The sequence below is a fragment of the Pseudomonas sp. VS40 genome, from assembly GCF_018587885.1.
Lineage (GTDB): Bacteria > Pseudomonadota > Gammaproteobacteria > Pseudomonadales > Pseudomonadaceae > Aquipseudomonas > Aquipseudomonas pergaminensis.
This window is the reverse complement of record NZ_JAGYWD010000019.1, coordinates 1-5,537: the sequence shown is the minus strand read 5'-3', so window position 1 is coordinate 5,537 and position 5,537 is coordinate 1. Positions and strand designations below refer to the sequence as shown.

Below are 5,537 nucleotides of genomic sequence, written 5' to 3'. Positions count from 1 at the left end.
TTGGCTCTATTAACGTTTCGATCTTCTCGGTCGAAAGCGGAGAAAAAGAGGTGTTGACAGCAGCGTGTAACGCTGTAGAATTCGCCTCCCGCTAACGAGAGATCGGAAGCGCAAGTGGTTGAAGTTGTTGAAGAAATCTTCGAAAACTTCTGAAAATAATCACTTGACAGCAAATGAGGCTGCTGTAGAATGCGCGCCTCGGTTGAGACGAAAGATCTTAACCAACCGCTCTTTAACAACTGAATCAAGCAATTCGTGTGGGTGCTTGTGGAGTCAGACTGATAGTCAACAAGATTATCAGCATCACAAGTTACTCCGCGAGAAATCAAAGATGTAACCAACGATTGCTGAGCCAAGTTTAGGGTTTCTTAAAAACCCAAAGATGTTTGAACTGAAGAGTTTGATCATGGCTCAGATTGAACGCTGGCGGCAGGCCTAACACATGCAAGTCGAGCGGTAGAGAGAAGCTTGCTTCTCTTGAGAGCGGCGGACGGGTGAGTAATGCCTAGGAATCTGCCTGGTAGTGGGGGATAACGTTCGGAAACGGACGCTAATACCGCATACGTCCTACGGGAGAAAGCAGGGGACCTTCGGGCCTTGCGCTATCAGATGAGCCTAGGTCGGATTAGCTAGTTGGTGGGGTAATGGCTCACCAAGGCGACGATCCGTAACTGGTCTGAGAGGATGATCAGTCACACTGGAACTGAGACACGGTCCAGACTCCTACGGGAGGCAGCAGTGGGGAATATTGGACAATGGGCGAAAGCCTGATCCAGCCATGCCGCGTGTGTGAAGAAGGTCTTCGGATTGTAAAGCACTTTAAGTTGGGAGGAAGGGTTGTAGATTAATACTCTGCAATTTTGACGTTACCGACAGAATAAGCACCGGCTAACTCTGTGCCAGCAGCCGCGGTAATACAGAGGGTGCAAGCGTTAATCGGAATTACTGGGCGTAAAGCGCGCGTAGGTGGTTTGTTAAGTTGGATGTGAAATCCCCGGGCTCAACCTGGGAACTGCATTCAAAACTGACTGACTAGAGTATGGTAGAGGGTGGTGGAATTTCCTGTGTAGCGGTGAAATGCGTAGATATAGGAAGGAACACCAGTGGCGAAGGCGACCACCTGGACTAATACTGACACTGAGGTGCGAAAGCGTGGGGAGCAAACAGGATTAGATACCCTGGTAGTCCACGCCGTAAACGATGTCAACTAGCCGTTGGAAGCCTTGAGCTTTTAGTGGCGCAGCTAACGCATTAAGTTGACCGCCTGGGGAGTACGGCCGCAAGGTTAAAACTCAAATGAATTGACGGGGGCCCGCACAAGCGGTGGAGCATGTGGTTTAATTCGAAGCAACGCGAAGAACCTTACCAGGCCTTGACATCCAATGAACTTTCTAGAGATAGATTGGTGCCTTCGGGAACATTGAGACAGGTGCTGCATGGCTGTCGTCAGCTCGTGTCGTGAGATGTTGGGTTAAGTCCCGTAACGAGCGCAACCCTTGTCCTTAGTTACCAGCACGTTATGGTGGGCACTCTAAGGAGACTGCCGGTGACAAACCGGAGGAAGGTGGGGATGACGTCAAGTCATCATGGCCCTTACGGCCTGGGCTACACACGTGCTACAATGGTCGGTACAGAGGGTTGCCAAGCCGCGAGGTGGAGCTAATCCCATAAAACCGATCGTAGTCCGGATCGCAGTCTGCAACTCGACTGCGTGAAGTCGGAATCGCTAGTAATCGCGAATCAGAATGTCGCGGTGAATACGTTCCCGGGCCTTGTACACACCGCCCGTCACACCATGGGAGTGGGTTGCACCAGAAGTAGCTAGTCTAACCTTCGGGAGGACGGTTACCACGGTGTGATTCATGACTGGGGTGAAGTCGTAACAAGGTAGCCGTAGGGGAACCTGCGGCTGGATCACCTCCTTAATCGACGACATCAGCTGCTCCATAAGTTCCCACACGAATTGCTTGATTCATTGAAGAAGACGATAAGAAGCAGCCCGAAATTGGGTCTGTAGCTCAGTTGGTTAGAGCGCACCCCTGATAAGGGTGAGGTCGGCAGTTCGAATCTGCCCAGACCCACCAATTTTGTGTGGGAAACGCCTGTAGAAATACGGGGCCATAGCTCAGCTGGGAGAGCGCCTGCCTTGCACGCAGGAGGTCAACGGTTCGATCCCGTTTGGCTCCACCACTACTGCTTCTGAAAGTTTTGAAAGCTTAGAAATGAGCATTCCATCCAAGCGATGGTGAATGTTGATTTCTAGTCTTTGATTAGATCGTTCTTTAAAAATTTGGGTATGTGATAGAAAGATAGACTGAACGTTACTTTCACTGGTAACGGATCAGGCTAAGGTAAAATTTGTGAGTTCTCTTAATTGAGAAATTCGAATTTTCGGCGAATGTCGTCTTCACAGTATAACCAGATTGCTTGGGGTTATATGGTCAAGTGAAGAAGCGCATACGGTGGATGCCTTGGCAGTCAGAGGCGATGAAAGACGTGGTAGCCTGCGAAAAGCTTCGGGGAGTCGGCAAACAGACTTTGATCCGGAGATGTCTGAATGGGGGAACCCAGCCATCATAAGATGGTTATCTTGTACTGAATACATAGGTGCAAGAGGCGAACCAGGGGAACTGAAACATCTAAGTACCCTGAGGAAAAGAAATCAACCGAGATTCCCTTAGTAGTGGCGAGCGAACGGGGACTAGCCCTTAAGTGGCTTTGAGATTAGCGGAACGCTCTGGAAAGTGCGGCCATAGTGGGTGATAGCCCTGTACGCGAAAATCTCTTAGTCATGAAATCGAGTAGGACGGAGCACGAGAAACTTTGTCTGAATATGGGGGGACCATCCTCCAAGGCTAAATACTACTGACTGACCGATAGTGAACTAGTACCGTGAGGGAAAGGCGAAAAGAACCCCGGAGAGGGGAGTGAAATAGATCCTGAAACCGTATGCGTACAAGCAGTGGGAGCAGACTTTGTTCTGTGACTGCGTACCTTTTGTATAATGGGTCAGCGACTTATTTTCAGTGGCGAGCTTAACCGAATAGGGGAGGCGTAGCGAAAGCGAGTCTTAATAGGGCGTCTAGTCGCTGGGAATAGACCCGAAACCGGGCGATCTATCCATGGGCAGGTTGAAGGTTGGGTAACACTAACTGGAGGACCGAACCGACTACCGTTGAAAAGTTAGCGGATGACCTGTGGATCGGAGTGAAAGGCTAATCAAGCTCGGAGATAGCTGGTTCTCCTCGAAAGCTATTTAGGTAGCGCCTCATGTATCACTGTAGGGGGTAGAGCACTGTTTCGGCTAGGGGGTCATCCCGACTTACCAAACCGATGCAAACTCCGAATACCTACAAGTGCCGAGCATGGGAGACACACGGCGGGTGCTAACGTCCGTCGTGAAAAGGGAAACAACCCAGACCGTCAGCTAAGGTCCCAAAGTTATGGTTAAGTGGGAAACGATGTGGGAAGGCTTAGACAGCTAGGAGGTTGGCTTAGAAGCAGCCACCCTTTAAAGAAAGCGTAATAGCTCACTAGTCGAGTCGGCCTGCGCGGAAGATGTAACGGGGCTCAAACCATACACCGAAGCTACGGGTATCACGTAAGTGATGCGGTAGAGGAGCGTTCTGTAAGCCTGTGAAGGTGAGTTGAGAAGCTTGCTGGAGGTATCAGAAGTGCGAATGCTGACATGAGTAACGACAATGGGTGTGAAAAACACCCACGCCGAAAGACCAAGGTTTCCTGCGCAACGTTAATCGACGCAGGGTTAGTCGGTCCCTAAGGCGAGGCTGAAAAGCGTAGTCGATGGAAAACAGGTTAATATTCCTGTACTTCTGGTTATTGCGATGGAGGGACGGAGAAGGCTAGGCCAGCTTGGCGTTGGTTGTCCAAGTTTAAGGTGGTAGGCTGAGATCTTAGGTAAATCCGGGATCTTAAGGCCGAGAGCTGATGACGAGCTAACTTTTAGTTAGCGAAGTGGTTGATGCCATGCTTCCAAGAAAAGCTTCTAAGCTTCAGGTAACCAGGAACCGTACCCCAAACCGACACAGGTGGTTGGGTAGAGAATACCAAGGCGCTTGAGAGAACTCGGGTGAAGGAACTAGGCAAAATGGCACCGTAACTTCGGGAGAAGGTGCGCCGGTGAGGGTGAAGGACTTGCTCCGTAAGCTCATGCCGGTCGAAGATACCAGGCCGCTGCGACTGTTTATTAAAAACACAGCACTCTGCAAACACGAAAGTGGACGTATAGGGTGTGACGCCTGCCCGGTGCCGGAAGGTTAATTGATGGGGTTAGCTAACGCGAAGCTCTTGATCGAAGCCCCGGTAAACGGCGGCCGTAACTATAACGGTCCTAAGGTAGCGAAATTCCTTGTCGGGTAAGTTCCGACCTGCACGAATGGCGTAACGATGGCGGCGCTGTCTCCACCCGAGACTCAGTGAAATTGAAATCGCTGTGAAGATGCAGTGTATCCGCGGCTAGACGGAAAGACCCCGTGAACCTTTACTATAGCTTTGCACTGGACTTTGAATTTGCTTGTGTAGGATAGGTGGGAGGCTTTGAAGCGTGGACGCCAGTTCGCGTGGAGCCATCCTTGAAATACCACCCTGGCAACTTTGAGGTTCTAACTCAGGTCCGTTATCCGGATCGAGGACAGTGTATGGTGGGTAGTTTGACTGGGGCGGTCTCCTCCTAAAGAGTAACGGAGGAGTACGAAGGTGCGCTCAGACCGGTCGGAAATCGGTCGTAGAGTATAAAGGCAAAAGCGCGCTTGACTGCGAGACAGACACGTCGAGCAGGTACGAAAGTAGGTCTTAGTGATCCGGTGGTTCTGTATGGAAGGGCCATCGCTCAACGGATAAAAGGTACTCCGGGGATAACAGGCTGATACCGCCCAAGAGTTCATATCGACGGCGGTGTTTGGCACCTCGATGTCGGCTCATCACATCCTGGGGCTGAAGCCGGTCCCAAGGGTATGGCTGTTCGCCATTTAAAGTGGTACGCGAGCTGGGTTTAGAACGTCGTGAGACAGTTCGGTCCCTATCTGCCGTGGACGTTTGAGATTTGAGAGGGGCTGCTCCTAGTACGAGAGGACCGGAGTGGACGAACCTCTGGTGTTCCGGTTGTCACGCCAGTGGCATTGCCGGGTAGCTATGTTCGGAATAGATAACCGCTGAAAGCATCTAAGCGGGAAACTAGCCTCAAGATGAGATCTCACTGGAACCTTGAGTTCCCTGAAGGGCCGTCGAAGACTACGACGTTGATAGGTTGGGTGTGTAAGCGCTGTGAGGCGTTGAGCTAACCAATACTAATTGCCCGTGAGGCTTGACCATATAACACCCAAGCAATTTGACTACTCTAACGAGCATCAGATTGCGGTGTGTGAAGACGAAATGAACCGAAAGTTCGACGTTCACAAAACACCGAAAGCTATCACATACCCAATTTGCTGAAGCGAGGCCAGCTGGCCACGACTCAGTACCCGAATTTCTTGACGACCATAGAGCATTGGAACCACCTGATCCCATCCCGAACTCAG

At 50.9% G+C, this 5,537-nt stretch carries 2 tRNA genes and 3 rRNA genes; all 5 read left to right on the top strand.

From position 1 onward, the window contains the following. Positions 1–388: 388 nt before the first annotated feature. Positions 389–1,925: ribosomal RNA gene (locus tag KHP07_RS29390) — 16S ribosomal RNA — on the top strand. Positions 1,926–2,007: 82 nt separating this feature from the next. Next, a tRNA-Ile gene (locus KHP07_RS29385) sits at positions 2,008–2,084 on the top strand. A 30-nt stretch (positions 2,085–2,114) separates the two neighbouring features. Then, positions 2,115–2,190: transfer RNA gene (locus KHP07_RS29380), tRNA-Ala, on the top strand. 249 nt (positions 2,191–2,439) lie between these two features. Beyond that, positions 2,440–5,331: ribosomal RNA gene (locus KHP07_RS29375) — 23S ribosomal RNA — on the top strand. 157 nt (positions 5,332–5,488) lie between these two features. After that, a 5S ribosomal RNA gene (rrf, locus tag KHP07_RS30015) occupies positions 5,489–5,537 on the top strand; the annotation flags it as partial.